General features: G+C 70.1%; 16 protein-coding genes. 12 read left to right on the top strand and 4 right to left on the bottom strand.

Translation table 11 applies throughout. The features are described 5' to 3' along the window. Positions 1–9 precede the first annotated feature (9 nt). Entirely contained in the window at positions 10–2,241 is a 2,232-nt protein-coding gene (locus tag ACFC8N_RS21855; RefSeq protein ID WP_376289155.1) for a protein kinase, read from the top strand. Between the two features lie 52 nt (positions 2,242–2,293). Continuing rightward, a complete protein-coding gene (locus ACFC8N_RS21850; protein ID WP_376289153.1) occupies positions 2,294–4,375 on the top strand; it encodes a protein kinase in 2,082 nt (693 codons plus the stop codon). Positions 4,376–4,455: 80 nt separating this feature from the next. Here ACFC8N_RS21850 and eccCa read toward each other — a convergent pair whose 3' ends face one another. Beyond that, complete coding sequence (gene eccCa, locus ACFC8N_RS21845) at positions 4,456–8,421, bottom strand: type VII secretion protein EccCa (protein WP_356024319.1); 3,966 nt, start codon at positions 8,419–8,421, stop codon at positions 4,456–4,458. A 300-nt stretch (positions 8,422–8,721) separates the two neighbouring features. On the opposite strand from eccCa, the gene eccD reads away from it, so the two are divergent. Together eccD and ACFC8N_RS21835 are read left to right on the top strand one after the other, a co-directional pair. Then, positions 8,722–10,224 carry a type VII secretion integral membrane protein EccD gene (eccD, locus tag ACFC8N_RS21840; protein ID WP_376289426.1) on the top strand — a complete coding sequence of 501 codons (1,503 nt, stop codon included), beginning with the start codon at positions 8,722–8,724 and terminating at the stop codon, positions 10,222–10,224. 64 nt (positions 10,225–10,288) lie between these two features. Continuing rightward, positions 10,289–11,791, top strand: coding sequence for a PQQ-binding-like beta-propeller repeat protein (locus ACFC8N_RS21835; protein WP_376289151.1), 1,503 nt, complete (start codon positions 10,289–10,291; stop codon positions 11,789–11,791). Between the two features lie 63 nt (positions 11,792–11,854). Here ACFC8N_RS21835 and ACFC8N_RS21830 read toward each other — a convergent pair whose 3' ends face one another. Beyond that, complete coding sequence (locus tag ACFC8N_RS21830) at positions 11,855–12,145, bottom strand: DUF397 domain-containing protein (RefSeq protein ID WP_376289149.1); 291 nt, start codon at positions 12,143–12,145, stop codon at positions 11,855–11,857. Positions 12,146–12,434: 289 nt separating this feature from the next. On the opposite strand from ACFC8N_RS21830, the gene rpsO reads away from it, so the two are divergent. The 5 genes from rpsO (at position 12,435) to ACFC8N_RS21805 (ending at position 17,904) form a co-directional block, all read left to right on the top strand. Continuing rightward, on the top strand, positions 12,435–12,722 hold the full coding sequence (rpsO, locus tag ACFC8N_RS21825; RefSeq protein WP_030177470.1) for a 30S ribosomal protein S15: 288 nt from the start codon (positions 12,435–12,437) through the stop codon (positions 12,720–12,722). A 341-nt stretch (positions 12,723–13,063) separates the two neighbouring features. Further along, positions 13,064–15,283, top strand: a complete 2,220-nt coding sequence (locus ACFC8N_RS21820; RefSeq protein WP_356024311.1) for a polyribonucleotide nucleotidyltransferase — start codon at positions 13,064–13,066, stop codon at positions 15,281–15,283. Then, positions 15,280–16,659 (top strand): M16 family metallopeptidase, encoded by a 1,380-nt coding sequence (locus ACFC8N_RS21815; protein WP_376289147.1) that lies wholly within the window; start codon positions 15,280–15,282, stop codon positions 16,657–16,659. Before ACFC8N_RS21820 ends, ACFC8N_RS21815 begins: the two co-directional genes overlap by 4 nt. Positions 16,660–16,685: 26 nt before the next feature. Further along, positions 16,686–17,438, top strand: a complete 753-nt coding sequence (dapB, locus tag ACFC8N_RS21810) for a 4-hydroxy-tetrahydrodipicolinate reductase (protein ID WP_356024307.1) — start codon at positions 16,686–16,688, stop codon at positions 17,436–17,438. 13 nt (positions 17,439–17,451) lie between these two features. After that, positions 17,452–17,904 carry a hypothetical protein gene (locus ACFC8N_RS21805; RefSeq protein ID WP_362823889.1) on the top strand — a complete coding sequence of 151 codons (453 nt, stop codon included), beginning with the start codon at positions 17,452–17,454 and terminating at the stop codon, positions 17,902–17,904. Positions 17,905–17,990: 86 nt separating this feature from the next. Here ACFC8N_RS21805 and ACFC8N_RS21800 read toward each other — a convergent pair whose 3' ends face one another. Together ACFC8N_RS21800 and ACFC8N_RS21795 are read right to left on the bottom strand one after the other, a co-directional pair. After that, complete coding sequence (locus ACFC8N_RS21800) at positions 17,991–18,557, bottom strand: hypothetical protein (protein ID WP_356024302.1); 567 nt, start codon at positions 18,555–18,557, stop codon at positions 17,991–17,993. A 90-nt stretch (positions 18,558–18,647) separates the two neighbouring features. Beyond that, on the bottom strand, positions 18,648–18,884 hold the full coding sequence (locus ACFC8N_RS21795; protein ID WP_356024300.1) for a hypothetical protein: 237 nt from the start codon (positions 18,882–18,884) through the stop codon (positions 18,648–18,650). Between the two features lie 183 nt (positions 18,885–19,067). On the opposite strand from ACFC8N_RS21795, the gene thyX reads away from it, so the two are divergent. The 3 genes from thyX (at position 19,068) to ACFC8N_RS21780 (ending at position 22,764) form a co-directional block, all read left to right on the top strand. Continuing rightward, on the top strand, positions 19,068–19,811 hold the full coding sequence (gene thyX / locus ACFC8N_RS21790; RefSeq protein WP_356024297.1) for an FAD-dependent thymidylate synthase: 744 nt from the start codon (positions 19,068–19,070) through the stop codon (positions 19,809–19,811). A gap of 199 nt (positions 19,812–20,010) precedes the next feature. Then, positions 20,011–20,910 (top strand): 4-hydroxy-tetrahydrodipicolinate synthase, encoded by a 900-nt coding sequence (gene dapA, locus ACFC8N_RS21785; RefSeq protein WP_356024295.1) that lies wholly within the window; start codon positions 20,011–20,013, stop codon positions 20,908–20,910. 168 nt (positions 20,911–21,078) lie between these two features. Beyond that, positions 21,079–22,764 (top strand): ribonuclease J, encoded by a 1,686-nt coding sequence (locus tag ACFC8N_RS21780; RefSeq protein ID WP_356024292.1) that lies wholly within the window; start codon positions 21,079–21,081, stop codon positions 22,762–22,764. Positions 22,765–23,002 lie beyond the last annotated feature (238 nt).

The raw sequence follows: 23,002 nt of genomic DNA, 5'->3' as shown, positions 1-23,002 counted from the left end.
AACGACCCCATGCCTTCCCCGCTTACCCACGACGACCCCCACACGATCGGCTCCTATCGGCCCATCGCCCGCCTCGGCAGCGGAGGCATGGGCACCGTGTATCTCGCCCGTACCGTGGGCGGACGTACCGTCGCGCTGAAGACGATGCACGCCCGCATCGCCTCCGATCCTGCGTTCCGTACCCGGTTCCGGCTGGAGACCGACGCGGCGCGGGTCGTGGGGGAGAGGTTCGGCGCCGGTGTGGTGGACGCCGATCCGCGGGCTGAGACACCCTGGTTCGCGACCGAGTACGTGCTCGGGCCGTCCCTGGACGAGGCCGTGAAGCTGTGCGGGCCGCTGCCCGAGGCGTCCGTACGGGCACTGGGGGCGGCGCTGTGCGGGGCGCTGGAACAGTTGCACGCGTCCGATGTCGTCCATCGCGACCTCAAGCCGTCCAACATTCTCATCACCGCCTACGGGCCCAAGGTCATCGACTTCGGTATCGCCCGCGCGGCCGGCGATGATCACCTCACCCGTGCCGGAGTCGCGGTCGGTACCCCCGCCTTCATGTCACCGGAGCAGGCGGGAGGGCAGGAACACACGGCCGCGGGTGATGTCTTCGCGCTCGCCGGGCTGCTCGTCTTCGCCGCCACCGGGCATCCGCCCTTCGGGCACGGCCAGGCGGCGGATCTGCTCTACCGGGTGCAGTACGCCGAGCCCGACCTGAGCGGAGTACCCGAAAACCTGGTGCCGGCGCTTGCGCAGTGTCTGGACAAGAATCCGTTCCGGCGTCCGACGACCGGCTGGCTGGCCTCCCAACTGCACGACGGAGGTGGCGAGTTCGCCGACCACCTGCCGGACGTACTTTTGGCCGACATCGGGCGGCGGGCCACGGAGGTCTGGCAGGTCGCGCCGCAGCGGCTGCCGGCCCCGGCCGATGAGCCGGCCATGGCGGCGACGGCCGCTCCCGTACGGTGGTCGCGCCGGCGTCTGCTGCTCACCAGCGGCGGCGCCGCGCTGGGCGTCGCGGCCGTGGGAGCGGCGGGGGCGTGGGCCTGGAGCGAGTGGGCCGGTGGTCCGAAGACACAGCCCGTGCCCGGGCCCAGCAACAGCCAGCTGCCGAAGAAGCAGCTGGACTCGCGCTGGCAGGTCCAGGTCGAGGACACGTACAACGGAGGATTCACAGAAGGACCTCTGGACTCCTTTCCGGTGCCGTTGCAGGCCGTCGGTGACATGGTCGTGGTGATGGCCGGAAACTTCCTGGAAGGGGTCGCCGCGCAGAGCGGGAAGGTCGCTTGGAAGTCGCTCAACGCGCCGATACCGTGGCAGATCGCCTCCGACGCCGGGCGCATGTTCCTGGTGAAGGACGTGAACGACGGCTACACCGGATCCGATTCCTCCCATGCGCGCCCGCTGGCTCTGGCCTCGATCGACGTCCGCACCGGCTCGGTCGGGGAGCCCTTCGCGCAGTTCACCGACCTCAATGGGCTCTCACTGAACCAGGCGCTGTGCACCGCGGGCGGGGTGGCCTACGCGGTGGCCGGGCACGGCAAGTTCTCCTTCAGCTTCCTCGCCTCGCAGTCCTGGTACGTGCTGGCGGTGGACATCAGCAGCGGCAAGCGACTGTGGAAGGCGCCGCTGCCCCGTCGGCAGCAGGAGGTCCCGCACCTGTTCTTCCTCGGCGCCTCGGTCGTGGGGAACCGCCTCGTCGCGCTTCAGGAAGCGAACGACGGCGGTGTGCACGCCGTTGTGCGCGACACGGGTACGGGAACCGTCCGGTGGGACCGCAGGCTCGACGGCGTCGTCCCGGACCGGGTACGGGAGTCCCTGGTCACCGACGCGCAGAACCTGTACGTGGGCGCCGGCCGACTGAGGGCACTGCGGCTCGGCGACGGGAGCGTGGCCTGGGACTCGGCGTCCGAACGGCCGGGTCGCACCTATGGCCTTCCGGTGATCAAGGACGGCACCCTGTACGCCGTCGAGAAGGGGCTCGGGCTCGTCGCCTTCGACCCGGCGAGCGGGCGCGTCAAGTGGCAGGAAAAGGGCGGGCAGGGCACCGACGCGGACCTGAGTGCCCCACCCGTGGTGGGTTCCGACTTCGCGTACACCAAGCGAGGGTCGCGGTTGTGGGCGATCGATCTGTCCTCCCAGCAGCCGGCCCACTCCTACCGGACCACCGGTGACCGTTTCATGATCCATGAGAAGGCGGGAGAAGTCATCGCGCTGGGCGGCCACTTCCTCGCGGCGTTCCCCGTGCGGTGAACCGGCCGGTGCAGGGAACAGAACGGGCGCACAGAACAGAAAGCGACAAGCGATGAGACCCCTGGGGACCGGCGATCCGATCCGGCTCGGCCCGTACCGCCTGCTCGGTGTGCTGGGCGAGGGCGGCATGGGCAAGGTGTACGTCGGCCAGGACCACGCGGGCATCGTCGCCGCCGTGAAGGTGCTGCGGCCCGAACTCGCCCACGACGCGGGTCTCGCCCAGCGGTTCGTGCGTGAAGCGCTGGCGGCTGCGGCCGTGCGGAGTCCGGGTGTGGCGGCGGTGCTGGGTGCGCAGACCGAGGGCGGACGGCCGTGGATCGCCACGGAGTTCCTTGCCGGGCCGACCCTGGACCAGATCGTGGACCGGCTCGGCCCGCTGGACGACGCGGGTCTGCGTGCGCTGGCCGCCTCGCTCGCCCGTACCCTGCGCGACATCCACGCCGCCGGGTTCGTCCATCGCGACCTCAAGCCGCCCAACATCGTGCTCACCGCGAACGGCCCGCGGGTCATCGACTTCGGCATCGCACGTCCGGAGCACGGACTGACGCTCACCACCACTGGGCAGATTCCGGTCACCCCGGGATACGGCGCCCCCGAGCAGGTGCTCGGCCGTCGGGTCACCGCGGCGGCCGACGTCTTCTCCCTCGGCGCCGTCCTCGTGTACGCGGCCACCGGGCGCCGGGCGTTCACCGGCGGGCATGTCGCTGCGGTCCAGTACGAGGTCGTCCACGGCGAACCGCGCTGGCACGGTCTCTCGCCCGAGCAGCATGCCCTGATCGCCCCGTGCCTGGCGAAGGAGGCGGCGGGCCGGCCCACTCCCGAGCAGATCGCCGGGGCCTTCACTCTGTCCGGGACGTCCGACGGGGTGTGGAAGCGCGGGCCCGTGGCCGATGCGATCAAGGAGCGGGAGCGCGAGATACGGGAATTGACCGCACCGTTGCTGACGACCCGGACCGGGGTGGGGCCGAGCCGGCGCGGACTGCTCACCGGGGTCGCGGCCGGTGGCGCGCTGCTCGCGGCGACCGGTGGCACCGGCTGGTGGCTGATGCGCGACGGTGGCTCGCGCCGCAAGGACCTGTTCGCCCTGCCGCCCGCGGTGAAGACACCGACGGCGCGCATCCTGTCCGCCGACGACGGCGACTTCATCGTCGGTGACGCCATCAAGCCGCTCTGGAAGCACGATGCGGCGGTGGGACCGCAGTCACCAGCGCCGCTGCCGGTCCGCGACGTGGTCATCGCCGGTGCCAAGTCCGGCGGTGTAGCGGCGTTCAACGTCGTCGACGGCAAACAGCGCTGGCAGGCCTCCGACATGGAGATGGCAAGCGGCTATCTGTCGCTCTCCGACCGTCTGCTCGTGACCGCCGACACCCACGGCACGCTGCACACCTTCGTCCCGTCCACGGGCGAGCCCAAGTGGACGGCACAGGCCGATGCCGAGACGCTCCTGGCCGTCGACGAGGAGGCGGTGTACGTCGTGACGAAGGACCACCGGCTCCGTTCGGTGGGTCGTTTCGATGCGGGACTCCGCTGGACCGTGTCGGTGCCGGAGCGGTTCAGAACCCGCCTGTACCTCCACGGCGTGGTCGACAGCGGAACACTGGTCGTCGCGACCACCGACGGGCACGCACTGGCGGTCAGCACGAAGACCGGCCGCACGCTGTGGACGGTGTACGACCAGGCGAAGAAGACACAGCTCGTTCCGGTGGCCGCGAGCGGTGTGGTCTATCTCAACGGCAAGACGCTGACCGGCCGGAGGATCTCGGACGGCAAGGAGGTCTGGCGGGGGATCAATGAATCCGGGTCCTCGTCGGAATGGGGTCCCGCCGGTCTCTCCGACGACTACGTGTATGCGAACATCGGTGGTTTCAACCAGCGGTTCAGCCTCCGCAAGGGCCGCAAGGACTGGTTCGGCCCGGGCGGCACCGACGGGAGTCCGGTCCTGTTCCAGGGCAGCGGTGTATGGGTGCTCCAAGATCTGAACGACGGTCTGTCGGTACACGCCCTGAGCGTCAAGGACGGCTCGGAGATCTGGTACTTCGACCCTCGCTTCATCGACGACCTCAAGCTCGCGGCCGACGGCAACCGAGTCTTCGTCACGGCAGGCAACGCCCTGATCGCGTTGCCGGTCTTCTGACCCCGCCGCACCGGAAACAGGAATCCGGCGGTCGGCCAGACCGCCGGATTCGCCGTATTCACAGCCCTTGAACGAGCACGTCAGTACTCCACGTCCACCAACCCCGTCTGAACCAACGGCTTCCCCCGCTTCCGCGACACGAAGACGCCCCGCCCCGCCGGCATCGGCCGCGGTCGCACCCCGTTGAGGATGTCGCCCTCCGCCGGATCGCCGGCCATGACGATGCCCTGGGCGCCGAGTTCCTTCATGCGCTGCATGAAGGGCTCGTAGGCGGCGCGGCCCGCGCCCGCGGAGGAGCGGGCGATGATGAAGCGGACGCCGACGTCGCGGGCGAAGGGCAGCATCTCCGTCAGGCCGCTGAGCGGGTTGCCGCTGGACGTGGACACGAGGTCGTAGTCGTCGATGACGACGAACACCTGCGGGCCCCGCCACCAGCTGCGGTCCCGCAGCTGCTGCGGGGTGACATCGGCCGTCGGCGTGCGGCGCTGCATGAGGTCGGCCAGCGCCACCATGTGGTGGTCCATCTGGCTGGACATCGGGATGTACTCCGCCAGGTGCGAGGCGGGCGTGATGTCCAGCAGCGAGCGGCGGTTGTCGACGACGAAGAACTTCGCCTCGTCGCCGCTGTACCGCAGGCAGAGCTGATTGATCAGCAGCCGCAGCAGGTTGGACTTGCCGGACTCGCTCTCGCCGAAGACGAGGAAGAACGGGTCCTGTTCGAAGTCCAGGAACACCGGCTCCAGGGCGTCCTCGTCCAGCGCGAAGGCGATGCCCCGCTGCGGAAGGCGGTCGCCCGGAGGCAGTTCCACCGCCTCCAGCTGGCGCGGCAGCAGCCGCACCTGCGGGGCGCCGGGCGCCTGCCAGTGGCGGCCGACCTCGGTGGTCAGTGCCGCCGTCGCGTCAGCCAGGTCGGTGTCGGAGGTCAGACCGTCGATGCGCGGGACCGCCGCCATGAAGTGGAGCTTCTGGGGGGAGAGGCCGCGGCCGGGAACGCCGGCGGGGACGTTGACCGCCACCTTGCGGTCGATCTCGGAGTCCATGACGTCGCCGAGGCGCAGCTCCAGGCGGTTCATCAGGTGGTCCTTGAGGTTCGCCCGGACCTCCATCGAACGCGACGCCGTGATGATCACGTGGATGCCGTAGCCGAGACCGCGGGCGGCGAGGTCCACGACCGCCGGTTCCAGGGCCTCGTAGTCCGTGCGGAAGTTGCCCCAGCCGTCGACGATCAGGAAGACGTCGCCCCAGGGCTGGTCGGTCACCGAGATCTCACCGCGGGCCCGTCGGCTGCGGAAGTCGGCGATCGACGCGATGCCCGTCGCGCGGAAGTACTCCTCGCGGCGGGTCAGGACGCCGTACACCTCGGAGACCGTACGGCGGACGCGCTCCGGGTCGAGGCGGGAGGCGATGCCGCCGACGTGCGGCAGGCCGGCGACCGCGGCCATACCGCCGCCACCGAAGTCCAGCCCGTAGATCTGCACCTCGTACGGCGTGTGCGTCAGCGCGAAGGAGCAGATCAGGGACCGCAGCAGCGTCGACTTGCCGGACTGCGGGCCGCCGATGATCTGCATGTGGCCCGCCGCGCCCGAGAAGTCGATCATCAGCCGGTCACGACGCTGCTCGTACGGCTTGTCGACGAGGCCCACCGGGACGATCAGACGGCCGGCACCCTCGTAGTTCGGCTGGGTCAGGCCACGGCCCTGCACCGCCGCGAGGCCGGGCAGCAGCGAGTCCAGCGCCGGCGGGCTCTCCAGCGGGGGCAGCCACACCTGGTGGGCCGCCGGTCCCTGAGCCTCCAGGCGGCGCACGATCACGTCCAGGACGGTGTCGGCCAGCGCGTCGTCCGTCTCGGGGGCCGACTCCGCACGCTGCTGCGGGAGCGCCGTGTACTGCACCGGTACCTCGGTGGCCGTGAACAGCACCGGGCGCCGGTCCACCGGCAGCGGGCCGCCGCCGGGCGCCGTCCGCTGCCCGCCCGTACGGTACGTGCCGGAGACGTACGCCGCCTTGAAGCGGACCATTTCGTCCGTGCCGAACTTCAGGAAGCCGGAACCGGGGACGTTGGGGAGTTCGTAGGCGTCGGGGACGCCGAGGGCGGCGCGGGATTCGGCCGCCGAGAACGTGCGCAGACCGATGCGGTACGACAGGTACGTCTCCAGGCCGCGCAGCCGGCCCTCCTCCAGGCGCTGCGAGGCCAGCAGCAGGTGCACGCCGAGCGAACGGCCGATACGGCCGATCTGCACGAACATCTCGATGAAGTCCGGCTTGGCGGTCAGCAGTTCGCTGAACTCGTCGATCACCAGGACGAGGGAGGGGATGGGCTGCAGGGGCGCGCCCGCCGCGCGGGCCTTCTCGTAGTCGTGGATGTTGGCGTAGTTGCCCGCGTCGCGGAGCATCTCCTGGCGCCGGTTGAGCTCACCGCGGATCGAGTCGCCCATGCGGTCGACCAGGGTGAGGTCGTCGGCCAGGTTGGTGATGACCGCCGCGACGTGGGGCATCTGCGCCATACCGGCGAAGGTCGCACCGCCCTTGAAGTCCGCGAGGACGAAGTTCAGGGTCTCGGAGGAGTGCGTGACGGCGAGGCCCAGCACCAGGGTGCGCAGCAGCTCCGACTTGCCGGAACCGGTGGCGCCGACGCACAGGCCGTGCGGGCCCATACCCTCCTGCGCGGCTTCCTTGAGGTCCAGCATGACCGGGCGGCCGTCCTCGCCGAGGCCGATGGGCACGCGCAGACGCTCGGCGAGGGCGCGCGGGCGCCAGGTCCGCTTGGTGTCGACGGAGGCCGCGTCGCCGAGACCGAGGAGATCGGTGAACTCCAGGTTCGCGAGCAGCGGTTCGCCGTCGTCGCCGCCCGCCCCCATGCACAGCGGCGCCAGCTGCCGGGCCAGAGCCTCGGCGGACTCGTAGGAGAGCGCGTCCGGGATGCCGTCGTAGAGCTCCCCGTGCCCGGACTCCAGCCGCAGCGTGCCCGGCTGTACGACGATGGACAGCTCGCCGCCCGGCTTCATGAGTTCGCCGGCCACGACCTCCAGGATGGTGACGCCCTGCAGGCCCTCCGGATTGGCGAGCACGGAGTCCGGCAGCAGGGAGATGTCGTCGAGGACGAGCACGATGTGCGGCTCGTCCAGCAGGGGCGCGGCGGCGGGGTGGAAGCGAGGGCGGCCGGTGAGCCGGGCGGACAGCAGGTCCTCCAGCTCGCGCGGGTCGGCGCCGATCAGCCGTCGGCTGCCCGCGCCGTCCACCGCGCCGGGCGCCTGCACGTGCGGCAGCCACTTCGCCCAGTCCCAGTCCGGCAGCGTCTCGCGTCCGGCGGCCACCGCGATGACCAGGTCTTCGGGGGAGTGCAGCGAGGCCAGCGAGCCGACCAGCGCGCGGGCGGAGGCGCGTACGGACTGCGGCTCACCGCTGAGCGTGACGTGGTAGAAGGCGCGCAGGGACACCGCCATCGGCAGATCGCCGACGGTGCCGTGCGTGGCGAGGAAGCGCTGCATGGCGCCCGCGGTCAGCGGCTCCAGCTGCTCGACCGGACCCGTCTCCGGGGCCACGAGAGAAGTCGCCAACGGCTGCGGGCCCAGGCCGACGCGCACGTGCGCGAAGTCCTCGTCGCTCGCCCGTCGCTCCCACACCCGGCTGCCCTCGGCGACGAGCGCCCACAGTTGCTCGGGGGACGGGTGCAGGTAGTACTGGGCGTCCCGCTGCTTCCGCGCCGTCTCGACGGCGGACTTGCGGGTCTGCGACAGATAGCTGAGGTAGTCGCGGCGCATGTCGGCCAGCTGGCCCTGGGAGCCACGGCGGAAGCGGACCACCATCGCGATGGACATGGCCACCGTCGAGGCGATCATGATCATGCCCATGATCTTCATGAACGGCTGACCGTTCGTGAAGAAGAACACCACCGAGCCACCCATGCCCAACGTCGGCAGCAGCTGCATCAGGACGCTTTCCTGATGCCCCCTCGGCAGTTCCGGCGGCGGCTGGACAACGACCTCATCCGTGGGCACTTCGGACGGAAGCGCCCTAGCGGGGCGCTTGACGACAATCTGGCTCACTGCTCACCAATTCCCTTGCCCGACCCAGGCTTTCCGCCCACCGCCCCGTGTCCGGCGGGCGCAGGCCGCCGCGTGATCCTACTGAGTTCACGGCGGACGGGTGGGCGGTAGGGTGCCGGGTGTTCGCGTGAGCACACGGCGAGCAGGCCGGACGAACCGGGACAACCCCCTTGATGTCGAGGCGGTACGGCCCCGGAAACCGGCCACAGGGCGCCCGTGCCGACCCGCGCAGATGCGACCGGCACGAGACCTTCACGAAGTAGACGCACCACCACCACTGAGGGGGAGCAGCAGGTGAGCATGACGGCCGCCGCCACCGGCGGAACCGGGACGGGAGCCCCCGCCGGGTCCGGCACCGGACTCGGCTTCTGCCGGGTCACCATCGTCGCGCCGGACAGCCGTATCGACGTGGCACTGCCCGACGACGTCCCCGTCGCCGACCTCTATCCGGAGATCCTCCGGCTGTCCCAGCAGAGTCCCGAGTCGGGCGCCCCGGTCGGCTACCACCTGGTCCGCACCGACGGCACCGTGCTGGACAGCGCCCGCTCCTTCGCCGCCCAGCGCATTCTCGACGGCGAACTGCTCACCCTGCGGCCGTTCGCGGAGTCCCTGCCGCCGGCCGTCTTCGACGACGTCGCCGAGGCCGTCGCCTCGGCCGTCACCAAGCAGCACAAGCTGTGGAGCGGCGACCTCACCCGGGCCGCCGGTCTCGTCGGCGGCGGCGTGCTGCCCACGCTGCTCGCGTTCGTCGCCTGGACCGCCGACCCGCGTCACGACATGCACGGTCTCGCCGGCATCCTCGCCGCCGTCGCCGGCATCCTCCTGGTCGTCCTCTCCGCGATCCGTGCCCGCGTCTACGACGACCGCGGCTCGGCCATCGCCCTCGGCCTCGGCGCGCTGCCCAACATCGGTGTCGCCGGCAGCGGACTGCTGCCCCTCACCGGCGGGGAGGGCATCGGCCGGCTCCAGTTCCTGCTGGCGTGCGCGGCGGTGCTCGTCGCGGCCCTGATCCTCACCCTGTGCTCCCCGCGCGGCGACGGCCCGTTCGTGGCCTTCGTCTTCGCCTCCGCGGTCGCCCTGGTCGTCGTCTTCGTCGCGACCCTCACCCACTGGTCCGCGACCGAGATGGCCGGCCTGTGCGCGCCCGTCGCCGTCGGGGCGCTCGCCTTCCTGCCCGGCATGTCCATGCGCTTCGCGCGGCTGCCGATCGGCTTCGAGAGCCCCAGCAGCGGCCCCGCCCGCTCCGCCTACGGCACCGAGTCCGCCGCGCCGGAGGCCGTCGACACCGAGCGCGTCGAGGCCCAGGCCCGTCGCGGCCACGAACTGCTCGTCGGCCTGGTCGGCGGTTGTGCCCTCCTCGCCGTGGGAGCCTCGGCGGTGCTGGGCTTCTCCGACGGCATCTGGGCCCAGGTGCTCGCGTTCGCCACCGGCGTCGCGATGCTGATGCGCGCCGGCCTCTTCCGGTACACCGCCCAGGTCGCCCCCGTCCTGGCCGCCGGCCTCGCCTGCCTGGTCCTGCTCGGCCTCGGCCTCGCCCTCAACCCGCCGGGACACGTGATCCGAGAGGCCCTCGGCGGGAACCGCACCGACCTGGACATCCGCACCATCTGGCTGATCGCCGCCATCGGTGCGGCCACCGCCCTGGTGACCGCGCTGGGCCTGATCCTGTCGCGCGGCGGGATGACCCCGTTCTGGGGCCGGTTCCTGGAGATCTGCGAGGGCTTCGTCCTGCTGACGCTGGTGCCCTTGGCGCTCGCCGTGTTCGACGTGTACGCGACTGCCCGCGCGATGACCAGCAAGTGACACGGGCCGGCCCGAGCGGGCCTCTCCGCCCCGTGGGCGGCAGCGAGGAAAAGGATCCAGCAGCGTGAGCTTCGGCCCGCCCCCGTCCATGTACACCCACTCCGTGCTGGCGGCCGACCAGTCACGGAAGAGACGCCGCAGACGCATAGTCGGCGCGGTCGCCGCGGTGGTGGCCGCCGGCGTGTGCCTCAGCGCGGGTCTGTTCTGGTACCACTCGGCGGACCGGACGCAGGGGCGGACCGGCGCCAAGGCGGTCGAGCAGGCACCGGACACCGTTCGCCAGACCGTGGAGAAGCCCCCCGTCTCGCCGGAGGGCCAGGTCGTCGTCCAGCACAATGAAGGCGGCTTCACCGGCAACGAGCAGCGGGTCGCGCCCGCCACCTGGGCCACGTCCAAGATCGTCGCGCGCGCCCTCGCCGACCGTATCGAGGGCTACGAGATCGAGCCCGACCCGGACTCGGACGCGAAGGCATGGACCCTGCAACTCGGCGGCCACATCTGCGCCGTCAGCCGCGACGTCACCGCCGACAACCGGACAGCCGTCGTGGTCACGCCTGGGCATGTGAACGTCACTTCCCCCCTGGACAGCGGCTGTGACGAGGTGATCATGGTCGACCTCGACACCGGCAAGAAGCTCTGGCAAGGGAAGATCCCGGCGGCCGACGACGCCACCCTCAACGGCACCGACATCGCCCTGACCCGGGGCGTCGTGGCCATAGCCTGGGAGGACGGGTCGGCAGCGTATGCCATGGACGGTGGCAAGAGGCTGTGGAGCACGTCCGGTACGTCCCAGTGCCACGACTCGGCCTATGCCGGTGGCGCGGCCCTGCTGGCCCTCGTCAAATGCGGTGACTCCAGTGCCCCCACCTACCGCGTGGAGAAGGTCGAGCCGCGCACCGGCAAAGTCCTGTGGCGCTATTCGGTCAGTGACGGTCTGCGCAGCATCTACCTGCCGTCCGCCGACCCGCCTGTGATCGCCGCCGAGGCGGGGGAATACCAGGTCACGGACCTGATCACGCTGGATCCGAAGAGCGGCGAGCGGCTGGCCACCATCTCGTTGGACGGCTACGACCCCAAGTGCGGCGGCAACGTCGAGCTGTTCTTCGACGCCGTCGACAGGTGCTACGGCATGGTGGTCGGCCGCGACCGGGTCTTCGTCATGAGCAAGGACACCGCCGACGTCACCACGAAGCCCGAGAACCAGATCACGGCCTTCGACGTCAAGAAGGGCACCGCCGTCGCCAAGTTCGAGGGCCGGCTCTTCCAGCGGGTCGTCCCCGTCCGTATGAACGGTGACGACCTGATCATCTTCCGCTCCACCTCGGACGACGTTCAGCCGGCCGCCGTGGTGGACTGGAATCCCCGGACCGACAAGGAGACCCCGTACCTCCTGTTCCATCTCCCGTCGGACGACGAAGGTGAACTCGGCGAACCGGATATGTCAGACATCCTGTACGAACAGGGGCACGCCTTCTTCGCCCGCCGCGTCCTGGAACGCGACACCGGTCACCCGAAGGACCCGGTGCTGTCGGTGCTCGGAGTGGGCACCGCGGGCCTGAAGCACTGAGCAAGGGCGGACAGGCGCGAGGGGGCGGCACGCACGCGTACCGCCCCCTCGCCACGTCAGGCGCTACGCCCCGAGCCCCCCGTTCCCCTCCGTCGGCTCCAGGTCGAACTCCCCGTCCCGTGCCCCCAGCACGAAGGCGCGCCACTCCGCCTCGGTGTAGCGCAGCACGGTGTCGGGGTCGAGGGAGGAGCGCATGGCCACGGCTCCCTCGGGCAGGTAGGCGATCTCGACGCGCTCCTCGTGCTCCTCGGTGCCCGGGGCGCAGTGCCACTCGACACCGGAGATGTCGAGGCCGTACAGCTCGTCCCGCTCCCGCTCCTTGCGCGCCTTGATCTCCGCTTCCGTCTCCGTCATCGTGTGACGACCCCTTCCCGGCGTAACGGCGTAACGTTCGGTCCCGGCGCTCACCCTAGTGGCCGTACGACCGCCGCCCGGGCTGTTCGCAGACCGGGGGAAGGGTGCCCGCCACCTCCTGGTACCCTGGCTGACGGCCGTTCGTGTACGCACCCCCGGATCCCGCAGGCAGTCCTGCACGTTCTGGTGGCCGCGCCCAGCGGATCCCCGCCTCCCGAGTAACGGAAGCTTCCCCGAGACGTAGACCGGGGGCACTCGGTGGCATTCAACAGACTATTGAGGAGTACGCGTGTCGCTCGACGCCGCTACGAAGAAGCAGATCATCGGCGAGTTCGGTACCAAGGAGGGTGACACCGGCTCCCCCGAGGTCCAGGTCGCTCTGCTCTCCCGTCGGATCTCCGACCTGACCGAGCACCTCAAGACCCACAAGCACGACCACCACTCCCGTCGTGGCCTGCTGATCCTCGTCGGTCAGCGCCGCCGCCTTCTCCAGTACCTGGCGAAGAAGGACATCCAGCGCTTCCGTGCGCTGGTCGACCGCCTCGGCATCCGCCGCGGTGCGGCGGGCGCCAAGTAAGACGCCGTGAGGGGAGCGGTTCCCGAAGGACTCGGGGATCGCTCCCTTTGCCGTATGTAGGGAAACGTGCGGAGTGTCACACACGCTTTGTAGTGTGGTAGCACAACGCAGTACGCACGACGCACAACGCAAGACGCACGACACAGTACGCAGTACGAAAAGAACGAGGAGAAGCGCACCTCGCCGCCGCCGGTCCTCGGTAGTGGCCCCCGGGGGGAAGCGAGCCCCGGGTGCTTCGATCGAAGACCGGCCCGCACCAGACGGCGCGCTTCTCCGCCACCGTCCCCCTGCCACACGGGCAGCCAAGGGACGAAAGACGATACGTAACGGAGAAAACGCTAGTGGAGAACGAGACCCACTACGCCGAGGCCGTCATCGACAACGGCGCCTTCGGTACCCGCACCATCCGCTTCGAGACGGGCCGCCTGGCCAAGCAGGCCGCCGGCTCCGCCGTGGCGTACCTGGACGACGACACCATGGTGCTGTCGGCCACCACCGCCTCCAAGAACCCCAAGGACCAGCTCGACTTCTTCCCGCTGACGGTGGACGTCGAGGAGCGGATGTACGCTGCTGGCAAGATCCCCGGCAGCTTCTTCCGCCGTGAGGGCCGGCCGTCCGAGGACGCCATCCTCACCTGCCGCCTCATCGACCGTCCGCTGCGCCCGTCCTTCAAGAAGGGCCTGCGCAACGAGATCCAGGTCGTCGCCACGATCATGGCGCTCAACCCCGACCACCTGTACGACGTCGTGGCGATCAACGCCGCGTCCGCGTCCACGCAGCTGGCCGGCCTGCCCTTCTCCGGCCCGATCGGCGGCGTCCGCGTCGCGCTGATCCGCGGTCAGTGGGTGGCCTTCCCGACGCACACCGAGCTTGAGGACGCCGTCTTCGACATGGTCGTCGCGGGCCGCGTCCTGGAGGACGGCGACGTCGCGATCATGATGGTCGAGGCCGAGGCCACCGAGGGCACCATCAAGCTCGTCGAGGGCGGTTCCGAGGCGCCGACCGAGGAGGTCGTCGCCGCCGGTCTGGACGCCGCGAAGCCCTTCATCAAGGTGCTGTGCCGCGCCCAGGCCGACCTCGCCGCCAAGGCCGCCAAGCCGACCGCCGAGTTCCCGATCTTCCTGGACTACCAGGACGACGTCTTCGAGGCCCTGACGGCCGCCGTCCGCCCCGAGCTCGCCCAGGCGCTCACCATCGCCGGCAAGCAGGAGCGCGAGGCCGAGCTGGACCGCGTCAAGGGGCTCGCCGCCGAGAAGCTCCTGCCGGAGTTCGAGGGCCGCGAGAAGGAGATCTCCGCCGCGTACCGCTCGCTCACCAAGCAGCTGGTCCGCGAGCGCGTGATCAAGGAGAAGAAGCGCATCGACGGCCGTGGGGTGACGGACATCCGTACCCTGGCCGCCGAGGTCGAGGCCATCCCGCGGGTGCACGGTTCCGCGCTGTTCGAGCGTGGCGAGACCCAGATCCTGGGCGTCACCACCCTCAACATGCTCCGCATGGAGCAGCAGCTGGACACCCTCTCCCCGGTGACCCGCAAGCGCTACATGCACAACTACAACTTCCCGCCGTACTCCACCGGTGAGACCGGCCGCGTCGGCTCCCCGAAGCGCCGCGAGATCGGCCACGGCGCCCTCGCCGAGCGCGCCCTCGTGCCGGTGCTGCCGACGCGCGAGGAGTTCCCGTACGCGATCCGCCAGGTGTCCGAGGCCCTCGGCTCCAACGGCTCGACGTCCATGGGCTCGGTCTGCGCCTCCACCATGTCGCTGCTGAACGCCGGTGTGCCGCTGAAGGCCCCGGTCGCCGGTATCGCCATGGGTCTGATCTCCCAGGAGATCGACGGCGAGACGCACTACGTCACCCTCACCGACATCCTCGGTGCGGAGGACGCCTTCGGCGACATGGACTTCAAGGTCGCCGGCACGAAGGACTTCGTGACCGCCCTCCAGCTCGACACCAAGCTGGACGGCATCCCGGCCTCCGTCCTGGCCGCGGCCCTCAAGCAGGCCCGCGACGCCCGTCTCCACATCCTCGACGTGATGATGGAGGCCATCGACCGGCCCGACGAGATGAGCCCGCACGCCCCGCGGATCATCACCGTCAAGATCCCGGTCGACAAGATCGGTGAGGTCATCGGCCCCAAGGGCAAGATGATCAACCAGATCCAGGAGGACACGGGCGCCGAGATCACCATCGAGGACGACGGCACGATCTACATCGGTGCCGCCGACGGTCCCTCGGCGGAGGCCGCCCGCGCCACGATCAACGGCATCGCCAACCCGACGATGCCCGAGGTCGGCGAGCGCTACCTGGGTACGGTCGTCAAGACGACCACCTTCGGTGCGTTCGTCTCCCTGCTGCCCGGCAAGGACGGTCTGCTGCACATCTCGCAGATCCGCAAGCTGGCCGGCGGCAAGCGCGTGGAGAACGTCGAGGACGTCCTCGGCGTGGGCCAGAAGGTCCAGGTCGAGATCGCCGAGATCGACTCCCGCGGCAAGCTCTCCCTCGTTCCGGTGATCGAGGGCGAGGAAGGCGACAACGAGAACAAGGACGACGCCGAGCAGTGACGTCCCGTAGCTCCAAGGTGACGGCCCGCCCCTCTTCGGAGGCGCGGGCCGTTGCCCGTACCCAAACCTTGATCAAGGGCCAGAACGGCATCGGCACGGTCCGCAAGACCACCCTCCCGGGCGGCCTGCGCATCGTCACCGAGACCCTGCCCTCGGTCCGCTCCGCGACCTTCGGCATCTGGGCGCACGTCGGCTCCCGCGACGAGACCCCGGCCCTGAACGGCGCCACGCACTACCTGGAGCACCTGCTCTTCAAGGGCACGCGGCAGCGCAGCGCGCTGGACATCTCCGCCGCCCTCGACGCCGTCGGCGGCGAGATGAACGCGTTCACGGCCAAGGAGTACACGTGCTACTACGCGCGCGTGCTCGACACCGACCTGCCGCTCGCCATCGACGTCGTCTGCGACATGCTGACCGGCTCGCTGATCCTGGAGGAGGACGTCGACGTCGAGCGCGGCGCGATCCTCGAAGAGATCGCCATGACCGAGGACGACCCGGGCGACTGCGTGCACGACCTGTTCGCGCACACCATGTTCGGGAACAACGCCCTCGGCCGCCCGGTGCTCGGCACGGTCGACACGGTCAACGCCCTCGGCGCCGACCGCATCCGCCGCTTCTACAGGAAGCACTACGACCCGACCCATCTCGTGGTCGCCTGCGCGGGCAACATCGATCACCACAAGGTCGTACGCCAGGTCCGTGCCGCGTTCGAGCAGGCGGGCGCCTTCAAGAACCTGGACGCGCAGCCGATCGCCCCGCGGGACGGCAGCCGTACGATCCGCACCTTCGGCAAGGTCGAGCTGCTCGGCCGCAAGACCGAGCAGGCGCACGTCGTCCTCGGCATGCCGGGCCTCGCCCGCACCGACGACCGCCGCTGGGCCATGGGCGTGCTCAACACCGCCCTCGGCGGCGGCATGTCCTCCCGCCTCTTCCAGGAGGTCCGGGAGAAGCGCGGTCTCGCCTACAGCGTGTACTCGTACACCTCGGGCTTCGCCGACTGCGGCCTGTTCGGCGTGTACGCCGGCTGCCGGCCGAGCCAGGTGCACGACGTGCTGAAGATCTGCCGCGACGAACTCGACCACGTCGCCGCCAACGGCCTCACCGACGACGAGATCGCCCGCGCCGTCGGCCAGCTCCGCGGCTCCACCGTCCTCGGCCTGGAGGACACCGGCGCGCTGATGAACCGTATCGGCAAGAGCGAGCTGTGCTGGGGCGAGCAGATGTCGGTCGACGACATGCTGGACCGGATAGCCGCGGTCACCCCGGACGAGGTCCGCGCGGTCGCCCGCGACATCCTGGGACAGCGCCCGTCGCTGTCGGTCATCGGCCCGCTGAAGGACAAGCAGGCCGCGCGGCTGCACGACGCCGTCGCCTAACCACTCCTGACAAGGAAGCACAAGAGATGAGCAAGCTGCGCGTGGCGGTCCTCGGCGCCAAGGGCCGGATCGGGGCCGAGGCGGTCAGGGCGGTCGAGGCCGCCGAGGACATGGAGCTGGTCGCCGCCCTCGGCCGCGGGGACGAGCTGGAGACGCTGGCGGAGACCGGCGCCCAGGTCGCGGTCGAGCTGACCACCCCCGACTCCGTCATGGACAACCTCGACTACTGCCTGCGCCACGGCATCCACGCCGTCGTCGGTACGACGGGCTGGACCGAGGAGCGCCTCGCGCGGCTGAACGGCTGGCTCGCCGAGTCCCCGGGCACCGGCGTGCTCATCGCGCCGAACTTCTCCATCGGCGCCGTGCTGACCATGAAGTTCGCGCAGATCGCCGCGCCGTACTTCGAGTCGGTCGAGGTCGTCGAGCTGCACCACCCGAACAAGGTGGACGCCCCGAGCGGTACGGCCACCCGCACCGCCCAGCTGATCGCCGAGGCCCGCCGGGCAGCCGGTACGGCGCCGGCGCCGGACGCCACCGCCACCGCCCTGGACGGCGCCCGCGGCGCCAGCGTCGACGGGATCCCCGTCCACGCCGTCCGGCTGCGCGGCCTCCTGGCCCACCAGGAGGTGCTGCTCGGCGGCGAGGGCGAGACCCTCACCATCCGCCACGACTCCCTGCACCACAGCAGCTTCATGCCGGGCATCCTGCTCGGCGCCCGCCGCGTGGTGACCACTCCGGGCCTGACCTTCGGCCTGGAGCACTTCCTGGACCTGAGCTGAGACAGCCCCTGCCATGCGCGCCAAGATCACTTACCTCGTCACCGCCGCCGTCCTGGTCTTCTACTTCGTCCTGGTCGGCAGCCGCGGCGTCATGCTCATACAGGCCGGCACGCTCCTGACCGTCACCTTCGGGGTCGCGGTCCTGATCCTGCCGGTCATCGGCCTGTGGTTCCTGTGGCAGAACACCCAGTTCGTCCGCAAGGCCAACGCCCTCGCCACCCAGCTCGACGCCGAGGGCGGCCTGCCCGTGGACGAGCTGCGGCGCACCCCGAGCGGTCACATCGACCGCGACTCCGCCGACGAGGTGTTCGCCAGGCGCAAGGCCGAGACGGAGGCGTCCCCCGACGACTGGCGCTGCTGGTTCCGGCTCGCCGTCGCCTACCACGACGCCCGCGACACCCCACGCGCCCGCAAGGCCATGCAACGGGCCATCGCCCTGCACGACGGCAAGCCCGCCCGGGCCTGAGCCGTACGGCGTGGACAGCGCGCGCACCGGACACACCAAAGGGGCCGGCCCGCAGCGGACCGGCCCCTTCGGCATGCCTGCGCAGGTCAGTCGCGCCCGTGCCCGCGGCCGCACTCCGCGGCCCACGCCTCGACCGCGTCCGCGGCCCGGTCGAAGGCGGCCGGGCGGCTCAGGAAGTCCAGTGTGTGCGTCGTCAGCAGCGGCGGCGTGTCCTCGGCCGGCCGGTCCCCCCGGACGAGGGTCAGCGCCTGCCCCTGCACCGTCCGGGGCAGCCCCAGCCAACGCACCGGCTGCTGCGCCGTCCGCACCGAGACCACCCGCGACCACGGCACCGTACGCGTCACCAGGAACCCGACGCGGCGCAGCCCGCGCCCGCTCACCCAGACACCCATGCGCAGCATCCGCAGCGCGGCGGCGATCACCACGAGCGCCGTGACGAGGACCGCCACGGCGGAGGACACCGAGTCGGCCAGGGCGATGACGACCGCGGCGAACAGCACGAAGGAGGCAACCAGCAGCACCAGCGCGGCCACGCCCACCCGCCAGGGCCCGGGACGGTAGGGGCGCCGCCAGCGCTCCCGGTCGAGGTGGGGCAGCGCGCTCTCGTCGGCGGCCTCGAAGGTGCGGTCGGCCGTCAGGAAGGGCAGGGGCACGGCTGGTCCTCACTCGATCCTTGCGCGGGCTGTGCCCGGTGAGGCTATCCGGCCGGGTTCGCGCTCACCACCCTTGGACGGCTGTAAGAGTCAGCGCCCGTCGGCGGCCCGCGACTGCTGCACGGGGGTGTCGGACGGGGTCGACAGCGCCGGCATGCCGAGTATCAGCGAGCCCGCGAGCCCGGCGACGATGGTGAGGCCCAGCAGCCAGCGCCCGGCTATCTGCCCGGCGGACGCACGCCGGCGCGGCGGGGGAGCGACATTGCTGCGGAACCGGTCCGCCTCGGCCAGGAAGGCGAAGGGCACGGGCTCACGCCGACGGAACATGGGAGGTACCTCTCCTCTCGGGAGTGTCGTTTTCGGGTCGAACGAGCAGGTCTCACCCATACAGACGATCGAGTGACGGAAAAGGTGCCCATGTCCGAAAAAATCATCGGCGCGGTCACCGAACGGTCACTGTGCGGCACTGTCAGAGGCGCCCCGTACAGTGGGCGCGAACCTGAAGAAGTGATGGGAAGGACCCCCGTGACCACCCCCGAGTCGCTCACCCTGCGCAGTGACGTCACCGTCGAGCTCGTGAAGTCCAGCGCGTCGGATGCCGACGTCCTCTTCGCCGCCCGCGTCTCCACGCTCGGCGAGCAGTCCCTGGACGAGCTGAAGAAGGACCCGGAGCGCTCCAAGGGCCTGATCAACTACCTGATGCGCGACCGGCACGGCAGCCCGTTCGAGCACAACTCGATGACCTTCTTCATCAGCGCCCCGATCTTCGTCTTCCGCGAGTTCATGCGGCACCGCGTCGGCTGGTCGTACAACGAGGAGTCCGGCCGCTACCGCGAGCTGGAGCCCGTCTTCTACGTCCCCGGCACCGACCGCAAGCTGGTCCAGGAGGGCCGCCCCGGCAAGTACGTCTTCGTCGAGGGCACCCCGGCCCAGCACGACACGGTGAGCAGCACCCTCACCGAGAGCTACGAGCAGGCCTACGCGGCCTACCAGAAGCTCCTCGCCGAGGGCGTCGCCCGTGAGGTCGCCCGCGCGGTGCTCCCCGTCGGCCTGTTCTCCTCGATGTACGCCACCTGCAACGCCCGCTCCCTGATGCACTTCCTCGGCCTGCGCACCCAGCACGAGCTGGCCAAGGTGCCGTCCTTCCCGCAGCGGGAGATCGAGATGGTCGGCGAGAAGATGGAGGCGGAGTGGGCCGACCTCATGCCGCTGACGTACGCCGCCTTCAACGGCAACGGCCGGGTCGCCCCGTAATCAGGGCCCGGAACGGATGTGCGCATCAGCCGGGCGAAGTGTCCGTATTGCGGCATTTAGAGAAGTTCATCTAGCCTGATCAAACGGACCCGGCACTGCTTGAACCCCCGAGCAGGCAGTGCCGGGCTCCATATTTGTCCTGACTTTCCCGGCCCCCCGAGGGCAGACCACGCATGGAGCACCGAGTAGCGTGTTACCCATGGCTCCGACCTCGACTCCGCAGACCCCCTTCGGGCGGGTCCTCACCGCCATGGTCACGCCCTTCACGGCGGACGGCGCACTCGACCTCGACGGCGCGCAGCGGCTCGCCGCCCACCTGGTGGACGCAGGCAACGACGGCCTGATCATCAACGGCACCACCGGCGAGTCCCCCACCACCACCGACGCGGAGAAAGCGGACCTGGTACGAGCCGTACTGGAGGCGGTCGGCGACCGAGCCCACGTCGTCGCCGGCGTCGGCACCAACGACACCCACCACAGCGTCGAGCTGGCCCGCGAGGCCGAGCGCGTCGGCGCCCACGGACTCCTGGTCGTCACGCCGTACTACAACAAGCCCCCGCAGGAGGGCCTGTACCGCCACTTCACGGCCGTCGCGGACGCCACCGGCCTGCCGGTCATGCTCTACGACATCCCCGGCCGCAGCGGCGTCCCGATCAACACCGAGACGCTCGTCCGGCTCGCCGAGCACCCCCGCATCGTCGCCAACAAGGACGCCAAGGGCGACCTCGGCCGCGCCAGCTGGGCCATCGCCCGGTCCGGCCTCGCCTGGTACTCCGGCGACGACATGCTGAACCTACCCCTGCTCTCCGTGGGCGCGGTCGGCTTCGTCTCGGTCGTCGGCCACCTCGTCACCCCCGACCTGCGCGCCCTCGTCGACGCGTACACCTCGGGCGACGTCGTCAAGGCCACCGAGATCCACCAGAAGCTGCTCCCGGTCTACACCGGCATGTTCCGCACCCAGGGCGTCATGACCACCAAGGCCGCCCTGGCCCTCCAGGGACTGCCCGCCGGGCCGCTGCGCTCGCCCATGGTCGAGTGTTCGCCCGAGGAGATCGCCCAGCTCAAGATCGATCTTGCCGCCGGCGGGGTACAGCTCTGACAACAGACTTGGCACCACCCGAGCTTCACCACTGACTTCACAACTGAACAACAACAGAAGACGCAGGCCACCGGTGCCTGCACCCCACAACGACAACTGCTTCTGCACGAACGTCATGCGCGCCACGTGCCCGACCGGTACGTGGCGCGCATGTTTGAGGAGAGTCTTTTGAGTCATCCGCATCCTGAACTCGGCCCGCCCCCGCCGCTCCCCACGGGCGGCCTGCGCGTCACCCCGCTCGGCGGTCTCGGTGAGATCGGCCGGAACATGACGGTCTTCGAGTACGGCGGCCGCCTGCTGATCGTCGACTGCGGAGTGCTCTTTCCCGAGGAGGAGCAGCCCGGAATCGACCTGATCCTGCCGGACTTCACGTCCATCCGGGACCGTCTCGACGACATCGAGGGCATCGTCCTCACGCACGGCCACGAGGACCACATCGGCGGCGTCCCCTTCCTGCTCCGCGAGAAGCCGGACATCCCGCTGATCGGCTCCAAGCTGACCCTCGCCCTGATCGAGGCCAAGCTCCAGGAGCACCGGATCCGCCCGTACACCCTGGAGGTGGCGGAGGGGAACCGCGAGCGCGTCGGCCCCTTCGAGTGCGAGTTCATCGCCGTCAACCACTCCATCCCGGACGCCCTGGCCGTCGCCATCCGCACGCCCGCCGGCATGGCGGTGCACACCGGCGACTTCAAGATGGACCAGCTCCCGCTGGACAACCGTCTGACCGACCTGCACGCGTTCGCCCGGCTCAGCGAGGAGGGCATCGACCTCCTCCTCACCGACTCGACGAACGCCGAGGTCCCGGGCTTCACGCCGCACGAGCGGGACATCTCCAACGTCCTGCGCCAGGTGTTCGCGAGCGCCAGCAAGCGGATCATCGTGGCGAGCTTCGCCAGCCACGTCCACCGCATCCAGCAGATCCTCGACGCGGCCCACGAGTACGGCCGCCGGGTCGCCTTCGTCGGCCGTTCGATGGTCCGCAACATGGGCATCGCACGGGACCTCGGCTACCTGAAGGTGCCGCCGGGCCTGGTGGTCGACGTCAGGACGCTGGACGACCTCCCGGACCACGAGGTGGTCCTGGTCTGCACGGGTTCCCAGGGCGAGCCGATGGCAGCCCTGTCCCGGATGGCCAACCGGGACCACCAGATCCGCATCGTCGAGGGCGACACGGTGATCCTGGCGTCCTCCCTCATCCCCGGCAACGAGAACGCGGTCTACCGCGTCATCAACGGCCTGACCCGATGGGGCGCCAACGTCGTCCACAAGGGCAACGCCAAGGTGCACGTCTCCGGCCACGCCTCGGCGGGCGAGCTGCTGTACTTCTACAACATCTGCCGCCCCAGGAACCTGATGCCGGTACACGGCGAATGGCGCCACCTGCGGGCCAACGCCGAGCTGGGTGCTTTGACGGGCGTCCCGCACGACCGGATCGTCATCGCCGAGGACGGCGTGGTGGTCGACCTGGTCGAGGGCAAGGCCAAGATCGTCGGCAAGGTCCAGGCGGGTTACGTCTACGTCGACGGCCTCTCCGTCGGCGACGTCGGCGAGCCGGCCCTCAAGGACCGCAAGATCCTCGGTGACGAGGGCATCATCTCGGTCTTCGTGGTCGTGGACGCCTCCACGGGCAAGATCACGGGCGGCCCGCACGTCCAGGCGCGCGGCTCCGGCATCGAGGACTCGGCCTTCGCCGCGGTCCTTCCGAAGATCACGGAGATCCTGGAGAGGTCCGCCCAGGACGGAGTGGTGGAGCCCCACCAGCTCCAGCAGCTCGTCCGACGCACCCTCGGCAAGTGGGTCTCGGACACGTATCGCCGCAGGCCGATGATCCTCCCGGTGGTCGTGGAGGTCTGACGGTCCGTCGGAAGCTTCACCCGAGCGGGGCGCCTCGATTTGCATCGAGGTGCCCCGCTCCAGTACGTTTACGGCTCCGCCAGCAAGGGAACCCGGCCGCCTCGTGTGCCGAGGACAACCCGGAGGGGCGGGAAAACCGACTCAGAACTTCTGATAAAGTCGGAACCGCCGGAAAGGGAAACGCGAAGCGAAAGCGGAGCGGGAACCTGGAAAGCACCGAGGAAATCGGATCGAGAAA

This window comes from Streptomyces sp. NPDC055966 (assembly GCF_042269865.1).
In the GTDB taxonomy this organism is placed as follows: Bacteria; Actinomycetota; Actinomycetes; order Streptomycetales; family Streptomycetaceae; genus Streptomyces.
This window is presented reverse-complemented; position numbering and strand designations above follow the sequence as displayed.